A 16,687-nucleotide genomic window follows, 5' to 3' on the forward strand; every position below is an offset into this window, starting at 1 on the left:
CATATGACTTCTGGATGCGTGCCGACGACTCACGCGGAGCGCCGCCAGCGCGCCCGTCGGCCGCTTTGACTCGCGTTCCGGTCGTCCCCGGGCGCGCTCACTCCTCCGTCTCGGGCAGCGTCCGCCCCGCCCGGTGTTCGGAGATGATCCGGTCGATCCGCTCGGCCTTCTCGTCGCGCCGGCGCTGCTCGGCGCGCTCCTCCCAGTCCTCGACGGCGGCCGCGAGGTCCTCCTCGCTCGCGACCGCCAGCTCGTCCACCTCGCGGACCGGCACGGCGTCGGCCGGCACCACGGGGACGGCGCGCTCGAACAGCACCTCGTCGGCGACGTCCGAGAGGTTCCCCTCGCCGCGGATCACGGCCCGCGGCTCCGCCTCCGCGAGCCGCTCTGCGGTCCGCCGGCCAGCGCCCGACGCGTCCCGGAGGTAGACCACGTCGCCGGCGACGAGCCCGTAGGCGTCGTCCGCGGCGTCGAGCGCGTCGAGCGTGAACTGCTCGACCACCTTCACGCTCACCAGCCCCCGCCCCTCGGCCACGTCGCCGAAGTTCGAGTGGTCGAGCCGCCACAGCTCCTTCAGCGTCTCCACCTTGCGTTCGAGGTCGGCGACGCGCTCTTCTGCCTCGTCGCGCTCGCGCTCCAGCCGGTCCGTCTCGCGTTCGAGCCGCGAGACCGCGCGCCGCGAGCGCGCCTCGATGCGCTCCTCGCGTTTCGCCTCCTCCAGCTCGCCCTCCAGCTCAGCGATCCGGTCGTCGCGCTCCTCTAAGTCCTCCTCCAGCGACTCGGCGTGCGACTCTAGCCGGTCGACGCGCTCGCGAAGCCGGCGGATCGTCTCCTCCTCCTCGGTGCGGTCGGGCTCGGTGGGGTCCGCCTCGTCCGCGTCGTCCTCGTCTCCGTCTCCGCCGTCGTCCTCGCTCAGGTCCTCGATGACGGCCTCGACGGACGAGCCGCCCGCGACGACGCCGGCGATCACCGCCCCGCGGTCGAGCCGCGGGGGCGTCTTCGCCGCGATCCGCTCGAACTGGTCCTCGTGGTCGTCGTAGGCGTACAGCGCGGCCGCCAGCGCGTCGCGCTCGTGGTCGTTCGCGTAGCTCGCCTCGCGGGTGCGGTGGAGCTTCTCATCGACCGGGAGGTCGGTCGTCGGCCGCCACCCGGCGGCGTCGAACGAGCGCCGGAACTTCTCGACCGTCTCCGGCATCGGCTCCACGTCGGCGGCGACGATGATCGGTCGCCCCTGCTCGACGATCCACTCGGTCACCTCGGCGGTATCGCCGGTGCGGGAGGAGTACAGCGCGTGGACCGTGCCGTCGAGGCCGACGACCGCGGCCGCGGTGGTCGTCCCGGGGTCGATCCCGACGATGACGCGGTCGCGCCGCTTCACCAGCGGCTCGTACTCGATCCCGTCGCGGCGTTCCCGCTCGACCTCGACGCGCACGTCGCCCGCCCGCGAGTTCGACACCGGGATATCCTCGGGGCGGGCCTCGACGGTGAACGTCGCGTTCGCGTAGCCGCCGTACTTCTCGGTCACGTCCCGCTCGAAGTCGAGGTTCGCATCCTTCAGCTTCGACTGGACCTGGCGCGTCCGCTTGCGGACGTTACCGTGGATCCGCCGCGTGTAGCGGTCCTGACTCCACCCGCCATTTCCGGTCGAGCGCCCGCGGGACACCTTGACGGTCGTCTCGTCGGTGAACGCGGTCACCTCGTGGCCGACGTTCGCGGCGGCGAGCCGCGCCGACGCCTCCGCCTCCTTCATCGGCTTCTTGCCGTAGGGGATGCCGTGCCGGGAGGCGACCCGCGAGAGCGGCTCCGGCCGTTCCGCGCCGGTCACCTGGACGAGGCGGGTCCCGTCCGGCAGCGACCGGAGGAAGTTGACGAGCTCCCCCTTGTCCGCCGCCAGCTCGTAGGCGTTGTCGGTGGCGACGTAGAGGGGCTCGCGGTCGTCGATCAGCCGGCAGAGCTTCCGGAACGAGACCACGTCGCGGGTGATCCGGGCCATCGGACCGTCGGCGTCGGGGGCGTCCGGGTCGTCCTCGTCGACGGGGTCCAGGATGACCAGCGCGTAGGAGGGGCTGTCGCCGCGGACGTCGCCGCTGTGGACGTCGACGCCGAACACCGGCCGGTCGCGGGCGCGGATGGTCCGGGTTGTCACATCCCGAGTAGGTCGTTGCCGCGTATATACCCCACGCCGGGGGCGGTCGCGGACCGCCGCCGCGGGAGCGAGCGGTCAGAGGATTCGGGGCTCTTCGCCGGCCTGCTGTCGCCGGCCGCTGATGACGCCCGGCGTCCCGCCCGTCTGGATGATGTTGAACGCGGTCATCAGGTCCGACCGCGAGATGAGGCCGACGAGTTCGCCGTCGGCATCGACTACGGGGAGGCGGCCGACGCCGTGTTCCTGCATGGTCTGGAGGGCGGTCAGGGCGTCGGCGTCCGGGTCGACGGCGACGAGGTCGGTCACCATCACGTCGTCGACGCGGTAGGCGTCGCGCTCGACTTCGCGGACCGACCGGGCATCTTCGAGGGTGACCATCCCGACGAGCTCGTCGCCGTCGAGGACGGGGTAGCCAGTGTGGCGCTCCTCGAACATCCGGCTCATCAGGTCGCCGACCGAGGTGTCCTCCGTCACCGTGTGGAGCCCCTCACGGGGCGTCATCACGTCGCCGACGGTCACGTCCTCGAAGGCGGCCTTCAGGGTCGTCTGCTGGGCCTCGCCCGAGGCGGCGATGTAGACGAAGAAGGCGAGCACGATGAGCAGCAGCTGGAAGGTGAACAGGCCGAAGATCCCCATCAGGAACGCGAACACCTTCCCCACGGAGGCGGCCCGCTGGGTCGCCTGCGCGTGTGGCTGGTTCCGTGCGAGCAGCGCCCGGAGGACCCGCCCGCCGTCCATCGGGAACGCGGGCAGCATGTTGAACACGGCGAGGACGATGTTCAGGAGCGCGAGGTAGCCGAAGACGAAGAGGACGGCGTTCGAGCCGACGGGCGCGACGAGGACGACCCCGTAGCAGGCGATCCCCACCGCGACGCTGACGAGCGGGCCGGCGATCGCGATCCAGAACTCGTGTCTCCAGTCTTCGGGGAACTCGGCGAAGCTGGCGAGGCCGCCGAGCAGCCACAGCGTGATCGACTCGATCTCGTAGCCGTATCGCATGGCGACCAGCGAGTGGCCGAACTCGTGAAGCAGCACCCCGACGAACAGCCCGATCACGGCCGACAGCCCGAGTACCCACGGCGTGGTGCCGCTCGCGACCGCGGTCGCGTCGATCCCGAGACCGGCCGTCTCGTTCATCACCTCCGCGATCATCCCGACTTGCGACCCGATCAGGTACGCGAACAGCGGTAAGACGATCAGAAACGTCCAGTTGAGCCGGATCGGAATCCCGAACGCGCTCCCGATCTTGATTCCACGCATGCCATCGCGTTCGGCCGGTGAGCGGTTAAGTCACAGGGGTCGGTCGACGTTCGAGCCGCCGGGACCGGGCGGTGAGCAATTAAATACGCGCCTCCCGTCACGGTCGCGTATGAGCGACGCAGGCGACGCCGAGTCGGTCGTGAAGCGCGGCGACGACATCGCGTACGAGCCCGTCGAGGCCGCCGAGGGGCTCTCGAAGGGCGTCCTCCTCGACGAGTCGGACGGCGCGCCGACCTTCGCGATGCGCCGGTTCGAGCTCGAACCGGGCGCCGAGGTCCCCCGCCACACCAACGCGATCGAACACGAGCAGTACGTCCTCGCCGGGGAGTACGTCGTCGGGATCGGCGACGAGGAACGCACCGTGTCGGCCGGCGACACTCTCCTGATCCCGCCGGGGGTCGAACACTGGTACCGCAACGAGCGCGACGAGCCCGGCGCGTTCATCTGTGCGGTGCCGAACGGCGACGACGCGATCGAACTCGTCGAGTAGCGGGCGTCCGGGCTCGGCCTCGCGCGCCGCGAGGCGGGCACCTACTCCAGCGTGCCGACGCGGTCGGCGACGTAGCCGAACTGGTCGCGGTAGCCGTTCGGCGATAACAGTACGGGGTAGAATGGCTCGTCGGCGAGCAGCGGTTCGCCGTCGGCGGCCGCGAACCGCTCGCCGGGCTCGACGCGCTCGAAGTTGCGCGCGAACACCTCGTACGCCTCCGCCTCCGGCTTCGGGATCCGCTTGCGGAGTCGGAACACCGACACGTCCTCCCGACCGCCAGCGTCGAGCACGTCGTCGGCGCCGGGCGCGGAGATGGCGCCGGTCGCGGCGAGGAACGCGCGCGACAGCCAGTAGGCGTTGTCAGCGGCCGCCTCGGAGCCCTGGAGCCCCGCCTCCACTTCGAGCGTGTGCGGGTGCTCGATGAGTCGGCCCTCGGTGAACGCGTCCGTCTGGATCACCGCGTCCACGGGGAGGTGCGGCGCGACAGCGCGGGTCACTTCGTCCATCGAGTCGATGACCGCGAACGGCTCCGCGTACGACTGCGTCGAGTGGATCGCGAGGGTCGTACACCCTTCCAGCGCGTCGACCAGTTCGGCCGCGAGCCGGACCTCGTGGGCCTCCGCGTCGGGGTTTCCGGGGAACGCCCGGTTGAGGTCGGCGTCGAGGTAGCGCTCGCCCGCGTCGAGCGCCGCCTCGTTTGCGGTGACGAGGCGGACCGGTCGCTCGGGGTCGAGGTCGGCGTCGAGCAGGCGCTCGACGGCGCGGGCGCCGCAGGGCTCGTCGCCGTGGATCGCGCCGATGACGGCGACCTCGGGCTCCCCGTCGCCCAGATCGTGGATCTCCATACCACACCCTGACGGGCGGCGAATAAGTGGCGTTCGGATCCGCGGCGAGCGGTCCGATCCCCGTGCGTCAGGCAACGCCCGGGCTCAGTGCCCCTCGTCGACGCGCTCAGTGTACTCGTAGTCGGCGGGGTACGCCGGCTGACGTGCGCCGTCGAGGGGTATCTGCCACCCGTCGACCGCGGCGGGGTCGTCGAGCGCGGCCCGGAGCGTCTCTCGCACGTCGTCGACGTCGACCCCGTAGAAGTCGCTCGGGATCCCGTCGAGGTACTGGAGGGCCGTCTCGAACAGCGACCGCATCCCCGCGTCGTTCTCGAAGTCGACGCGCTTGTACGCGCCCGCGGCCACCTGGACCATCCCGTGGAGGAAGGCGCTCTCGGCCGTGCCGCTGCCGTAGTTGTACCACTCGTCCTCGAAGCAGTCGTGGCTCTCGTGGTAGGCGCCGTCGTTGAAAAGCCGCACGCCGTGTTCGGTCGCGCGTCGGAGCGTCGCGTGTTCCCAGTACCCGCCGACCGCCTGTGCGTCTGGCAGCCCGTCCGCGTCGCCGGATGACGCGTCCGCGTCGCCGGACGACGCTTCCGCCTCTCCGGACGCCGCGCGCGACTCGTCGCCCGCGTGCCATCCGGTCGGGTTCCCGAGCGGCGGGGCGACGCCGGGGTCCCGAGTGTGGTCGTCCATGTGCGTGCCGTTCACGCGGCAGCGACCTAACCGTTTCGCGGCGCCGGCGGCGAAGCCGACCGGCCCGCGAACCGAACCCTTCTTTCCCCCGCTCGCGCTCGGGTCGACCGCATGGACGCCGGACTCCTCGCCGCGGTCGCCGCCGCCGTCGTCTGGGGCGCGTACCTCTTCGTCCTGAAGCGCGCCTTCGCCGGATACCCGCCCGCCGCGCTGACGGTGGCGATCAACGTCGCGGCGGTCTCGTGGTTCCTCGCCGGGACCGGGCTGACGGTCGGGTTCGGCGACGCCGCGGCGGGGGTGTCCGGGCTCGTCGCGCCGCGTCGGGCCGCGGTCGTCGCCGTCACGACCCTCGGGACGGCCGCCGCCTTCGTCCTCTTCTTGCGCGCCATCGACCAGGGGGCGGTGTCGTACGTCGCGCCGATCAACAAGATCGTCCCGATGTTCGTCCTCCCGCTGGAGGTCGGACTGCTCGGGCAGGTCCTCGCGCCGGTCCAGGTCGCCGGCGTCGTCGTCACCACCCTCGCGGTGTACGTCGCGAACTACGAGCCGGGGGGTTTCTTCGCGCCGTTCGCGCGGGCCGCGCGCTCCCGGCCGGCGCAGCTGGCGCTCGCGAGCGCGGCCTGCTACGCGGTCGCCGACGTGGGCAAGCGGGTCGCGCTCCAGGAGTTCTCGATCCCCGGCACGCTGTGGGTGCCGCTCCTGCTCGCCGGCGTCGCGGTCGTCCTCTTTCCGGCGGCGCTCCGGAGCCCGTTCGCGGTCACCCGGCGGGACCTCCCGAAGTTCCTCGCGGCCGGCGGGCTCGTCGCGCTCGGCGAGCACCTGACGACGGTCGCGTTCGCGGCGCTGCCCGCGAGCGTCGCCTCCCCCGTGATCAACACGCAGGCGATCGTCGCGGTGGTCCTCGGGGGCGTGCTGCTCGGCGAGCGGCACTTCCGGCTCCGGCTCGCCGCGGCGGTCCTCGCGGTCGCCGGCGTCGCGATGATCGCCGGCTGACGCGGTCGGCCGCTCGCCGCCACGCCTGCCGCTACCCGAGTAACACTTGTCTCTGGGGCCCGTACGGGCCGTATGGAAACTCCGCCGGAGTCGGTCCCGATCGATCACGCCGAGTCGATCGTGAATGCCCTCGGCGACGGCGCGTACGTCCTCGACGCCGACCGGAACCGCGTGTTCGTCAACGACCGCCTCCGCGAGGTGACTGGCTTCGACGAGGCGGTTCTCCACGCGAAACACCCCGAGCGACTCGTCGCGGAGGGGCGCTGGAGCGAGGAGGCGGGCGAGCGCTACCGCGCCGCGGTCGAGCGCGTCCTCGGGGGCGAAGCCGACGACGAGCGCGTCCAGCTCACGACGACGCTCGACGACGGGAGCGACGTGACGACGGAAACGCGGCTGACGCCGATCGAGCGCGGCGGCGCCGTCGTCGGCGCGGTGGGAGTCATCCGCGACGTCACGGCGCGGGTCGAGCGCGAGCGCGAACTGGAGCGCCTCAACGAGCGGCTCGAACGGCTCGCGGGGTTCATCTCGCACGACCTCCGGAACCCCCTGTCGGTCGCGCGGGGGTACATCGACCTCGCGCGCGAGACCGGCGACACCGAGCAGTTAGCCGCCGCCGAGAGCGCGTTCGGTCGGATCGAGTCGATGATCGACGAGGCACTCGTAATGGCCCGCGATCCGGACGCGATCGAGACGGAGGACGCCGCGGTCGACCTCGCCGACCTCGCGGCCGACTGCCTGGGGTCGGGCGACTTCGGAGAGATCCCCGCTGACGCCGACCTCGTCGTCGCGGACGCCGGCGCCGTCACCGGCGACCCGACCCTGCTCCGGCGCGCCGTCGGGAACCTCATCGGCAACGCCTTCGAGTACGGCGGGGACGCCCCCACGGTTCGAGTCGGCGTCGACGACCGCGGGCTGTACGTGGCCGACGACGGTCCTGGGCTCCCGGATGACGAGCGCGACCGGGTGGAACTGACCGACTTTGGCGTCTCTCCTGGGGGCGGGACCGGGATCGGGCTCGCTATCGTCGAGCACGTGGCGGCCGCGCACGGCTGGACGCTCGAAGTCGACGAGTCCCCAGAGGGGGGCTTCCGGGCGACGCTGGTCGGTGCGGAACCGACGGGATAAAGAGGAGGCCGATCCAACGCCAGTCCGCGTGCGAGGGTAGCCAAGCCCGGAAACGGCGGCGGATTCAAGCTCCGCTCCTGTAGAGGTCCGTGGGTTCAAATCCCTCCCCTCGCATCGCCGGGGTCCTCCCCCCGTGATGCGGGAAGACGCTCTCGGAGCGCTCTTCCCTCGCAAAATCCACTCGAACGCCGCGAGCGACTGCTCTGTCAAATCGGCTGCCAGAGGGACCTTCGGTCCCTCGCTGGAGTCAGTCGTCCGAAGCGAAGCGAGGACGACTGACGAGGCCGGGGAGGCGCGAGGTGCGGTTGCTGTGTGGGGCGGGACTCAAACGGGCGGTCGCGACGGCGAAGCACGACGAACAAACACCGCAGGGAGCGAGCGGAGTGAGCGACTGAGGACCACAGCGAGTCGCGCGAGTCCTCGCGACCGGGGCTTTGGCGATGTTCGCCGATGATCCACGGTCACCGACTTCCGAACAAGCGGTCGACCTGACGGCCTCGATCACCTCGCCACCACACAGTTCTCCACGGTGATCCGACACGTCCCGAAACGACACGAACGTCCAGCGAACCGCGGGGTCCGAAACGGTTTTGCCCCGGCCTGCCGGACGGTCGATATGCCAGCAGATCCCGACACGGGGTACGACCCCTCGCTGGGTCGGAAGTTCGTGTTCGTCACGGGCGGAGTGATGTCCGGGCTGGGCAAGGGCATCACCGCCGCCAGCACCGGGCGCCTTCTCGCCAACGCGGGCTTCGACGTCACCGCCGTCAAGGTGGACCCGTACCTCAACGTCGACGCCGGGACGATGAACCCGTACGAGCACGGTGAGGTGTACGTCCTCAAGGACGGCGGCGAGGTCGACCTCGACCTCGGCAACTACGAGCGCTTCCTCGGCACCGACATGACGTTCGACCACAACGTTACCACGGGGAAGACGTACCAGCACGTCATCGAGCGCGAGCGCGCCGGCGACTACCTCGGCAAGACCGTCCAGATCATCCCGCACGTCACCGACGACATCAAGCGTCGCATCCGGGAGGCCGCCGAGGGGAGCGACGTCTGTCTCGTCGAGATCGGCGGGACGGTCGGAGATATCGAGTCGATGCCGTTCCTCGAAGCCCTCCGCCAGTTCGCCCACGAGGAGGACGACGATGACATCCTCTTCACGCACGTCACCCTCGTCCCGTACTCGAAGAACGGCGAGCAGAAGACGAAGCCCACCCAGCACTCCGTGAAAGAGCTGCGCTCGATCGGCCTCCAGCCCGACATCCTCGTCGGCCGCTCGGAGGACCGGCTCGACCCGGAGACGAAAGAGAAGATCGCGCTCTTCTGTGACGTGCCCACGGACGCCGTCTTCTCGAACCCCGATGTCGAGGACATCTACCACGTTCCGCTGATGGTCGAAGACGAGGGATTAGACGAGTACGTGATGGAGCGGCTCGGCCTCGCCGACGAGGCGCTCCCGAAGGAAGAGCGGTCGACGGAGTGGCGCGAGCTGGTCACCCGCGACCGCGACGAGGAGATCGACGTGGCGCTCGTGGGCAAGTACGCGCTTGAAGACGCGTACATGTCGATCCACGAGGCGCTGAAACACGCCGGCATCCAGACCGGCACCGAGGTGAACGTGCTGTGGGTCGACGCCGACGAGACGCAGGCCGAACACGAGAAGCGGCTCGCCGAGGCCGACGCGGTCGTCGTCCCCGGCGGCTTCGGCTCCCGCGGGACCGACGGGAAGATCGAGGCGATCCGCTACGCTCGCGAGAACGGCGTGCCGTTCCTCGGGCTCTGCTTGGGCTTCCAGATGGCCGTCGTCGAACACGCGCGCAACATCCTCGGGCTCGACGGCGCCCACTCCGCGGAGATCGACCCCGACACGCCGCACCCCGTCATCGACCTGCTCCCCGAGCAGTACGAGACGGAGGACATGGGCGGGACGATGCGGCTCGGCGCCCACGAGACCGACATCGAGCCCGACACGCTCGCCGCCCGGGTGTACGACGCCGACGCCTGTACCGAGCGCCACCGCCACCGCTACGAGGTGAACCCCGAGTACATCGACGATCTGGAGGCCGACGGACTCGTCTTCTCGGGGCGCGCCGACAACCGGATGGAGATACTCGAACGCCCGGACCACCCGTTCTTCTTCGGGACGCAGGCGCACCCCGAGTTCCGGTCGCGGCCCGACCGCGCGAGCCCGCCGTTCGTCTCCCTCGTCGAGGCGGCGCTGGGATCGACGGACACAACCGAGCGGAACGCGGACGTGAGGCTATAGATGGTCGAGACGGAGGAATTCATCGCGGAGGCGAAAGCGGAGATACGGGAGGCGATCGGCGACGCGAACGCCGTGATCGCCTTATCCGGCGGGGTCGACTCCTCGGTCGCGGCGACGCTCGCCTACGAGGCGGTCGGCGACCAGCTCACCCCCGTCTACGTCGACACGGGACTGATGCGGAAGGGGGAGACCGCGGAGATACGCGACACGTTCGACTTCATGGAGTCGCTGCGCGTCATCGAGGCGCAGGACCGATTCTTTGACCGGCTCGAAGGCGTCACCGACCCCGAGGAGAAGCGCCACGTCATCGGCGAGGGGTTCATCGACGAGTTCGAGGCGGTCGCGCGCGACGTGGACGCCGACTACCTCGTTCAGGGGACGATCTACCCCGACCGCATCGAGTCGGAGGGAAACATCAAGTCGCACCACAACGTCGGCGGGCTCCCCGAGGTCGTCGACTTCGAGGGGATCGTCGAGCCCGTCCGCGACCTCTACAAGGACGAGGTGCGCGAGGTCGCCCGGGAGCTCGGCCTCGAGGAGATCATCTCCGAGCGCATGCCGTTCCCCGGGCCCGGGCTCGCCGTCCGGATCGTCGGCGAGGTGACCCCCGAGAAGGCCGCGGTCGCCCGCGAGGCGACCCACGTCGTCGAGGAGGAGTTAGCGGAGTACGACCCGTGGCAGGCGTTCGCCGCGGTCCTCGGCAAGGCGACCGGCGTCAAGGGCGACAACCGCGTCCACGGCTGGGTAGTCGCCGTGCGCTCCGTCGAGAGCCGTGACGGGATGACCGCCCGCGCGCAGGAGCTCGACTGGAGTACGCTCCAGCGGATCCAGAGCCGGATCACCGGCGAGAACGAGAACGTGGCGCGGGTCGTCTACGACGTGACCCACAAGCCGCCCGCGACGATCGAGTACGAGTGATGACGGACCAACCACTCGCCGTCGTCGCCGGCCCCGACGAGCACGGGCTCGGCGAGGAGCTCGCCGCGTGCGGCGTCGCGATCAACCGTATCGAGGGGCTCGTCACCGCCGACGCGCTCGCCGAGGCCGGCATCGCCGACGCCGCGTACTTCGTCCTCACCGACGTGGAGGAAGCGACCGGTATCCCGGTCGCGAAAGAAAAGAATCCGGAGGTCCAGATCGTGACGTACGCGAGCCGGTCGCTGCCGGAGTTCGTCGCGACGGTCGCCGACCTCGCGGTCGGCCCCGAACTGCTGGACGCCGCGACGGTCGCCGAGGAGCTGACCGGCGACGCGGACGACCCCGCCGAACCGGCCGACGACGCGGACGGCTCCTCCGAGCCGTGACCGGGGACGAAGCCTCGGCCGACGACGGCCCGACGACCGTCCCGGTCACCCTCTACACCCGCGAGAACTGCTCGTTGTGCGTCGTCGCCCGCGAGACGATCGAGTCGGTCGCCGCCGACCTCGACCCCGTGACGGTCGATATCGACGAGATAGACGTCGATACCGACCCGGAACTGGCCGACGAGTACGGCGAGCGCGTCCCCTACGTGCTGGTCGACGGCCACCCAGCGTTCAAGTACGAGGTCGACGAGCGCGACCTGCGGCTGAAGCTCCTCGCGGCGACCTGATCCGGGTAAAAACGCGCGACGGACCGCACGGCTCTACCGCCCGGTCTACTGCTCGACCGTCTCCGCCCCGGGCGCGTTGGCCTTCACGCCCGTCACGGCCTCGACGGCGTTCGACCGGGAGGCGTACCCCTCGCCTGAGTCCGCGAGGACGTTGCCGTTGCGGTGACGGAGCCGCCAGCGCCACTCGTCAGCGGCGTCCTCGTATATCTCGAACGCCGCCCCGCCGGCCGCCAGCGCGCTCGCGTCGGGGGCGTACTCGCCGACGCGCTCGACCGCGTCCGTCGCGTTCGACTCGGAGGCGTACCCCTGGCCGGAGTCGGCGATGATGTTCCCGTTGTCGTGGACGAGCCGCCAGCGCCACTTGCCGCCCCTGTCCTCGTAGGCTTCGAACGTCGCCTTGCTCTCGCCGTCGCCCGCCCGGCCCTCCGACTCCTCGTCGTCCGGGAACTCGAGCCCCGCGCCGCCCGCGTTGGACCTGACGCTGTCGAGCCCCTGCTGTGCCTTCGGCCGGGAGGCGTACCCCTGGCCGGAGTCGGCGATGACGTTCCCGTTCTGGTGGACGAGCCGCCAGCGGTACTCGCTGGCCGCGTCCTCGAACACCTCGAACGCGGCGGGGTCGATCCGGAGGTAGTCCGCGGCCGCGACGTGGTCGCGCAGCTTCGAGAGCGCGCGCTTCGCGTTCGACTTGGAGGCGTACCCCTCGCCGGAGTCGCCGATGATCTCGCCGTTGTCGTGGCGGAGCCGAAAGCGCCACTCGTCGGCGGCGTCGGCGTACAGCTCGAACGTCGCGTCGCTCTCCGGGCCCTCCGTCTCGTCCGGGATGGCCACGTCCGGGTCCGTCGCGTCGGTCGGCTCCGGGCCGTCGTCGGCCACGGCCGCCGCCTCCTCGACCGGCGTCTCGATCCGGAGGAAGCCGGCGCCAAGCGCGTTCCGGCGCACGCTGTGGAGGCCCTGCTGGGCTTTCCCGCGGCTGCTGTACCCCTGTCCGGCGGTCGCGATGACGTTGCCGTTGCGGTGGCGGAGCCGCCAGCGCGGCTTCCCGCTCGCGTCCTCGAACAGCTCGAACCGGGCCTTGCTCTCGCGCAGCGACGCGACGACGGCCTCCGCGGCCGTCAGCTCGTCACGGGTCGCTTCGAGGTCGGCCTCTGTCTCCGAGAGATCTTCACGGGCCGCCTCCAGCTCAGACTCCGTCGACGCCAGTTCGCCGCGGGTCACCGCCAGCTCCTCACCCGCCTTCTCGGCCGTCGCGGTCGCCGCGGCGGCCTCGTCGCGCATGCGCTCGTAGTCCTCGTAGACGGGGTCCGAGAGCAGGGGGACGACCGTCCCCGCGACCCCGATCAGGAGGAGCCCGACCCCGTAGACGGTGATCACGGCCGGGTCGCCCGACGCGGTGAGCCACCCGTCCGGGAAGACGTTCACGAACCACACGACGCCGAGGACGCTCACCGCCGTGCCGAGGTAGCCGAGGTACGTCCCGGTCCGCCGGAGCGGGAACCGGATCACGGCCCCGAGCATCACGAACGGCGGGGCCAGCGCGGCCAGCGCGTACCCGACACCGCGGGCGACGGTCGCCGACTCGGTGAGGAGAAACACCGCGACGCCGGCGAGGCCGAGCAGCACGCCGAAGCCGAACAGCCAGTAGCCGTTCACCTCGTCGGTCGTCGTCGGCGTGCCGATTCGCCGCCGGTACAGTCCGCCGCCGTCTTGTTTGTCATCTGTTGCCATATGACGGCTGACTCCGGCTAGCCGGTTATATGTAGTGGCGATTGACACGAGCGCGCGCTCGCCTCCCCGACTACCGCGACCCGAGCGTTTACGACCCTGACGCTCCCTCGTGGTGGCATGTACGTACTGCGAGGCGGTCGCGTGGCGGACGCCGAGGGGACCCGCGAGGCCGACGTGGCGGTCGCGGACGGCGATATCGTCGCGGTCGGCGAGCCGGCGGCGGTCGACGACGCGGTCGCGGAGCGCGACGCGGGGGAGGTCACGGAGGTCGACGCCGACGGGCGGGTCGTCTCGCCCGGACTGATCGACGCGCACGTCCACGCGATGATGGACGGGCGACCGGACGTCTCGACGGCGGTCTCCGACAGCGACTACGCGGCGAGCTACCGGGCCGCGAGCAACCTCGAGGCCGCGGTCGAAGCGGGCGTCACGACCGTCCGCGACCTCGGCAGCCGCGGGACGCTCGCGCTCGACGCCGGCGAGGCGATCGCGGCCGGCGACATCGACGGGCCGCGCGTGCTCGCCTGCGGCCGCAACGTGATCATGACCGGCGGCCACGGCAACTGGTTCGGTCGGGAGGCCGACGGCCCCGCGGAGGTGCGGAAGGCGGCCCGCGAGCAGCTGAAGGCGGGCGCGGACGTGCTCAAGTGTATGGCCACCGGCGGTGTGCTCACCGAGGGCGCGGTGACGGGTGCGCCCGAACTGACGCCCGAGGAGCTCGCCGCGTTCACCGACGCCGCGGCGCCCACGGACACGCCGACCGCGGCCCACGCTCACGGCGAGGTCGGGATCAAGAACGCGGTGGAGGCCGGCATCTCTAGTATCGAACACGGGACATTCATGGACCGCGAGGCCGCCGAAATGATGGCCGAGCGCGGCACCTACTGGGTGCCGACCGCGAGCGCCCTCCGCGGCATCGTCGACAACGGGATCGAGGCCGGGATCCCCGAAGACGCCGTCGCGAAGGCCGAGGACGCCGCCGAGCGCTTCGGCGACGCGTGGGACCACGCGCTCGACGCGGGCGTCCCGATCGCGATGGGGACCGACGCGGGCACGCCGTTCAATTTCTTCGAGGAGATCCCGCAGGAGATGGGGTACATGGTCGATTACGGGCTCTCGCCGGAGCGCGCGCTGGAGGCCGCCACGGTTAACGCCGCCGATCTGCTCGGACTCGACGACGTGGGGCTCGTCGCCGAGGGGTATCGGGCCGACCTCGTCGTCCTCGACGCCGACCCGACCGAGGACGTCGAGGCGTGGCGGGACCCGGACGCGGTGTTCGCCCGCGGCGAGCGCGTCGCCTGACGGCCGACCCGGACACCGTCCGACTGCCGCTCGCGAACCGGCCTTTTTACCGGGTCGCGCCCCGACGATCGACCGATGACGACCTCGTCGACCCGGCACGCGGACCCGGACGAGAACCCTTACGTCGAAGACCCGCCGACCGACTTCGACCCGGCCGCCGACCTCTCCGAGGACGAGGCCGCCGAACAGGCCGCCCTGCTCCGGGCGGCCGTCCGCGAACACGACCACCGGTACTACGTCGAGGCCGCCCCCCTCGTCACCGACGAGGAGTACGACCGGCTGTTCGCCCGACTGGCGGACCTCGAAGCGGCGTTCGACCTCCCGACCGAGGACTCGCCGACGCGCCGAGTCGGCGGCGAACCGCTCGACGAGCTGGAGAGCGTCGAGCACGTCGCGCCGATGCGCTCGATCGACAACGACACCGACGCCGACGCCGTCCGCGAGTTCGACGAGCGCGTCCGCGAGGGGTTGGCGGACGCGGCCGACGCTGGCGACCTCCCCGGGTTCGACCCCGGCGACCTCGCGTACGTCTGCGAGCCGAAGTTCGACGGGCTCTCCGTCGAGGTGCTGTACGAAGGCGGCGCGTACGTCCGCGCGGCAACGCGCGGTGACGGGCGCGAGGGCGACGACGTGACCGAGCAGGTCCGGACGATCGGATCGGTCCCCGCGCGGCTCCGGGGCGACGACCACCCCGAGCGCCTCGCGGTCCGCGGGGAGGTGTACATGCCCCGCGACGCATTCGAGGCGTACAACGAGGCGCTCATGGAGCGGGGCGAGGAGCCCTTCGCGAACCCTCGGAACGCAGCGGCCGGGACGCTCCGCCAACTCGACCCCGCGGTCGTCGCCGAGCGCCCCCTCGACGTCTTCTTCTTCGACGTGCTGGCGTGGGAGGCGGGCGACGACGGCCCCGGGCGCCCCGCGCGCCACCGCGACGCGCTCGACGCGTTCGCGTCGCTCGGCCTCCGGCGGAACGACCGCGTGAAAGTCGTCGACGATGTCGAGGCCGCGATCGACTACCGCGACGAGATCCTCGCCGCCCGCGACGAGCTGAACTACGCGGTCGACGGCGTCGTGATCAAGGTCGACGCGCAAGCGCACCGCGAGGCGCTCGGGAGCACGTCGCGCGCGCCGCGGTGGGCGTTCGCGCACAAGTTCCCGCCGCGGACCGCGACGACAACGGTCGAGGGCGTCACGGTCCAGGTGGGCCGCACCGGACGGCTCACGCCCGTCGCCGAGCTCGACCCCGTCGCGGTCGGCGGGGTCACCGTCTCGCGCGCGACGCTCCACAACCCCGCGGAGATCGAGGCGCTCGGCGTGAACGTCGGCGACCGGGTCCGGATCTACCGCGCGGGCGACGTGATCCCCTACGTCCCGGAGGTCGTCGAGAAGCGGTCGGAGGGGACCTACCAGTTCCCCGAGAACTGCCCCGTCTGCGGCGCCGCGGTCGGGCGCGACGGCCCGCTCGCGTTCTGTACCGGCGGGCTCGGCTGCCCCGCGCAGCTGGAGCGGGCGGTCGAACACTGGGCGCGCCGCGACGCGCTCGACGTGGAGGGGCTCGGCCCGGAGCGCGTCGAACAGCTCCGCGAGGCCGGCCTCGTCGAGTCGCTGCCGGACCTGTACGACCTGACCGCCGCCGATCTCGCCGCACTGGAAGGGTGGGGCGAGACGAGCGCCGAGAACCTGATCGCCGAGCTCGACGCCACCCGCGACCCGCCGCTCGACGACTTCCTCGCCGGACTCGGGATCCCGGACGTCGGCGCGACGACGGCGCGGGCGCTCGCCGCGCACTTCGGGACGCTCGACGCCCTCCTCGACGCCGACGAGGCGGCCCTCCGCAAGGTCGACGACGTCGGCCCCGAAGTGGCCGGGTCGATCCGCTCGTTCTTCGACCGCGAGGAGAACCGCGCCGCGATCGCGGGGCTCCGCGAGCGCGGCGTCGACCCCGAGCCGTTCGAGAGCGACGCGGGCGACGGTCCGGCCGACGCGCTCGACGGCCTCACCTTCGTGTTCACCGGGTCGCTCTCCGTCCCGCGGAGCGAGGCCCAGGCGCACGTCGAGGCGCACGGCGCGTCGGCGACGTCGAGCGTCTCCGGGAACACGGATTACCTCGTCGCCGGCGAGAACCCGGGCCGGTCGAAGCGCGACGACGCGGCCGCCGAGGACGTGCCGGTCGTCGACGAGGACGGGTTCGGCGACCTGCTCGCGGACCGCGGCGTCGACTGGCCGCCGACCGACGACTGAGGCGACGGGAACGGGGGCACCG

Annotated in this window: 14 protein-coding genes and 1 tRNA gene; 10 read left to right on the plus strand and 5 right to left on the minus strand. The window is 71.4% G+C overall.

Going from position 1 to position 16,687, the window contains the following annotated elements:
• Positions 1 to 97 precede the first annotated feature (97 nt).
• The gene (locus Z052_RS03030) at positions 98 to 2,146 is read right to left on the minus strand and encodes a DUF460 domain-containing protein (RefSeq protein ID WP_094495183.1); all 2,049 of its coding nucleotides are present in this window, start codon (positions 2,144 to 2,146) and stop codon (positions 98 to 100) included.
• Positions 2,147 to 2,221: 75 nt separating this feature from the next.
• The gene (locus tag Z052_RS03035; RefSeq protein ID WP_049932738.1) at positions 2,222 to 3,406 is read right to left on the minus strand and encodes a CBS domain-containing protein; all 1,185 of its coding nucleotides are present in this window, start codon (positions 3,404 to 3,406) and stop codon (positions 2,222 to 2,224) included.
• Between the two features lie 109 nt (positions 3,407 to 3,515).
• Here Z052_RS03035 and Z052_RS03040 point away from each other — a divergent pair, with 109 nt between their 5' ends.
• A complete protein-coding gene (locus Z052_RS03040) occupies positions 3,516 to 3,896 on the plus strand; it encodes a cupin domain-containing protein (protein WP_049932736.1) in 381 nt (126 codons plus the stop codon).
• Between the two features lie 41 nt (positions 3,897 to 3,937).
• Here the strand turns inward: Z052_RS03040 and Z052_RS03045 are convergent, their stop codons facing one another.
• A complete protein-coding gene (locus Z052_RS03045; RefSeq protein ID WP_099288810.1) occupies positions 3,938 to 4,741 on the minus strand; it encodes a succinylglutamate desuccinylase/aspartoacylase family protein in 804 nt (267 codons plus the stop codon).
• Between the two features lie 84 nt (positions 4,742 to 4,825).
• Positions 4,826 to 5,416 (minus strand): DUF309 domain-containing protein, encoded by a 591-nt coding sequence (locus Z052_RS03050; protein WP_086220063.1) that lies wholly within the window; start codon positions 5,414 to 5,416, stop codon positions 4,826 to 4,828.
• A gap of 111 nt (positions 5,417 to 5,527) precedes the next feature.
• On the opposite strand from Z052_RS03050, the gene Z052_RS03055 reads away from it, so the two are divergent.
• The 7 genes from Z052_RS03055 to Z052_RS03085 all read left to right on the plus strand — a co-directional run bounded on the left by Z052_RS03055 (position 5,528) and on the right by Z052_RS03085 (position 11,397).
• Positions 5,528 to 6,409: an EamA family transporter gene (locus Z052_RS03055; protein ID WP_049932727.1), complete on the plus strand. Its 882-nt coding sequence runs from the start codon at positions 5,528 to 5,530 to the stop codon at positions 6,407 to 6,409.
• 72 nt (positions 6,410 to 6,481) lie between these two features.
• Positions 6,482 to 7,534: a PAS domain-containing sensor histidine kinase gene (locus Z052_RS03060; protein WP_049932725.1), complete on the plus strand. Its 1,053-nt coding sequence runs from the start codon at positions 6,482 to 6,484 to the stop codon at positions 7,532 to 7,534.
• 30 nt (positions 7,535 to 7,564) lie between these two features.
• Positions 7,565 to 7,648 (plus strand) — tRNA-Leu (locus Z052_RS03065).
• 502 nt (positions 7,649 to 8,150) lie between these two features.
• A complete protein-coding gene (locus Z052_RS03070) occupies positions 8,151 to 9,806 on the plus strand; it encodes a CTP synthase (RefSeq protein WP_049932723.1) in 1,656 nt (551 codons plus the stop codon).
• Positions 9,807 to 10,724, plus strand: coding sequence for a glutamine-hydrolyzing GMP synthase (guaA, locus tag Z052_RS03075; protein ID WP_094579664.1), 918 nt, complete (start codon positions 9,807 to 9,809; stop codon positions 10,722 to 10,724). It begins immediately after the preceding gene.
• Positions 10,724 to 11,110, plus strand: coding sequence for a CTP synthetase (locus tag Z052_RS03080; protein WP_049932720.1), 387 nt, complete (start codon positions 10,724 to 10,726; stop codon positions 11,108 to 11,110). The genes guaA and Z052_RS03080 overlap by 1 nt, the downstream gene beginning before the upstream one ends.
• The gene (locus Z052_RS03085; RefSeq protein WP_049932718.1) at positions 11,107 to 11,397 is read left to right on the plus strand and encodes a glutaredoxin family protein; all 291 of its coding nucleotides are present in this window, start codon (positions 11,107 to 11,109) and stop codon (positions 11,395 to 11,397) included. Before Z052_RS03080 ends, Z052_RS03085 begins: the two co-directional genes overlap by 4 nt.
• A 45-nt stretch (positions 11,398 to 11,442) precedes the next feature.
• On the opposite strand, the gene Z052_RS03090 is transcribed toward Z052_RS03085, so the two are convergent.
• Positions 11,443 to 13,122, minus strand: a complete 1,680-nt coding sequence (locus Z052_RS03090) for a DUF1508 domain-containing protein (protein WP_094579665.1) — start codon at positions 13,120 to 13,122, stop codon at positions 11,443 to 11,445.
• A gap of 117 nt (positions 13,123 to 13,239) precedes the next feature.
• Here Z052_RS03090 and Z052_RS03095 point away from each other — a divergent pair, with 117 nt between their 5' ends.
• Positions 13,240 to 14,424 (plus strand): amidohydrolase family protein, encoded by a 1,185-nt coding sequence (locus Z052_RS03095; protein ID WP_176450643.1) that lies wholly within the window; start codon positions 13,240 to 13,242, stop codon positions 14,422 to 14,424.
• Positions 14,425 to 14,499: 75 nt separating this feature from the next.
• Positions 14,500 to 16,665, plus strand: coding sequence for an NAD-dependent DNA ligase LigA (ligA, locus tag Z052_RS03100; RefSeq protein WP_094520345.1), 2,166 nt, complete (start codon positions 14,500 to 14,502; stop codon positions 16,663 to 16,665).
• The last annotated feature ends 22 nt before the right edge of the window (positions 16,666 to 16,687 follow it).

Source organism: Halorubrum sp. C191 (genome assembly GCF_002727095.1).
GTDB classification, from domain to species: domain Archaea; phylum Halobacteriota; class Halobacteria; order Halobacteriales; family Haloferacaceae; genus Halorubrum; species Halorubrum ezzemoulense.

Excerpts from the sequence above, each read along its gene's own strand:
- Z052_RS03035 (WP_049932738.1), bottom strand. The coding sequence starts at position 3,406 with ATGCGTGGAATCAAGATCGGGAGCGCGTTCGGGATTCCGATCCGGCTC.
- Z052_RS03050 (WP_086220063.1), bottom strand. The coding sequence starts at position 5,416 with ATGGACGACCACACTCGGGACCCCGGCGTCGCCCCGCCGCTCGGGAAC.
- guaA (WP_094579664.1), top strand. The coding sequence starts at position 9,807 with ATGGTCGAGACGGAGGAATTCATCGCGGAGGCGAAAGCGGAGATACGG.
- Z052_RS03060 (WP_049932725.1), top strand. The coding sequence starts at position 6,482 with ATGGAAACTCCGCCGGAGTCGGTCCCGATCGATCACGCCGAGTCGATC.
- Z052_RS03080 (WP_049932720.1), top strand. The coding sequence starts at position 10,724 with ATGACGGACCAACCACTCGCCGTCGTCGCCGGCCCCGACGAGCACGGG.
- Z052_RS03040 (WP_049932736.1), top strand. The coding sequence starts at position 3,516 with ATGAGCGACGCAGGCGACGCCGAGTCGGTCGTGAAGCGCGGCGACGAC.
- Z052_RS03055 (WP_049932727.1), top strand. The coding sequence starts at position 5,528 with ATGGACGCCGGACTCCTCGCCGCGGTCGCCGCCGCCGTCGTCTGGGGC.
- ligA (WP_094520345.1), top strand. The coding sequence starts at position 14,500 with ATGACGACCTCGTCGACCCGGCACGCGGACCCGGACGAGAACCCTTAC.
- Z052_RS03070 (WP_049932723.1), top strand. The coding sequence starts at position 8,151 with ATGCCAGCAGATCCCGACACGGGGTACGACCCCTCGCTGGGTCGGAAG.
- Z052_RS03095 (WP_176450643.1), top strand. The coding sequence starts at position 13,240 with ATGTACGTACTGCGAGGCGGTCGCGTGGCGGACGCCGAGGGGACCCGC.
- Z052_RS03090 (WP_094579665.1), bottom strand. The coding sequence starts at position 13,122 with ATGGCAACAGATGACAAACAAGACGGCGGCGGACTGTACCGGCGGCGA.
- Z052_RS03045 (WP_099288810.1), bottom strand. The coding sequence starts at position 4,741 with ATGGAGATCCACGATCTGGGCGACGGGGAGCCCGAGGTCGCCGTCATC.